Raw genomic sequence first — 893 nt, 5'->3', positions numbered from 1 at the left:
GCCCGGATTTGCCTAAGCACCTTCTATGAAGCAGAAACTGACTATTCCAACAGTCAGACAACCTTCCGCGATCCGTCCCCCCATCGCATCATACGACGGTGCAGGAATATTAACCTGCTTCCCATCAGCTACGCATCTCTGCCTCGCCTTAGGGGCCGACTCACCCTGCTCCGATGAACGTTGAACAGGAAACCTTGGGCTTACGGCGTGGGGGCTTTTCACCCCCATTATCGCTACTCATGTCAGCATTCGCACTTCTGATACCTCCAGCATCCTTTACAAGACACCTTCACAGGCTTACAGAACGCTCTCCTACCATATGTATTACTACATATCCGCAGCTTCGGTGACTGGCTTAGCCCCGTTACATCTTCCGCGCAGGACGACTCGATCAGTGAGCTATTACGCTTTCTTTAAATGATGGCTGCTTCTAAGCCAACATCCTGACTGTTTTAGCCTTCCCACTTCGTTTTCCACTTAGCCAATCTTTGGGACCTTAGCTGGCGGTCTGGGTTGTTTCCCTCTTGACGCCGGACGTTAGCACCCGACGTCTGTCTCCCAAGCTCGCACTCATCGGTATTCGGAGTTTGCAATGGTTTGGTAAGTCGCGATGACCCCCTAGCCATAACAGTGCTCTACCCCCGATGGTGATACTTGAGGCACTACCTAAATAGTTTTCGGAGAGAACCAGCTATTTCCAAGTTTGTTTAGCCTTTCACCCCTACCCACAGCTCATCCCCTAATTTTTCAACATTAGTGGGTTCGGACCTCCAGTGCGTGTTACCGCACCTTCATCCTGGCCATGAGTAGATCACTTGGTTTCGGGTCTACACCCAGCGACTATCGCCCTGTTCGGACTCGATTTCTCTACGGCTTCCCTATGCGGTTAACCT

1 rRNA gene is annotated in these 893 nt (G+C 51.4%); it reads right to left on the bottom strand.

The window, feature by feature from the left end:
* A 23S ribosomal RNA gene (locus GTP44_RS26800) occupies positions 1–893 on the bottom strand; the annotation flags it as partial.

Source organism: Duganella lactea (genome assembly GCF_009857505.1).
GTDB lineage: Bacteria > Pseudomonadota > Gammaproteobacteria > Burkholderiales > Burkholderiaceae_D > Rugamonas > Rugamonas lactea.
Note: the sequence above shows the minus strand (reverse complement) of the source record. Positions and strands in the feature narration are given on the sequence as shown.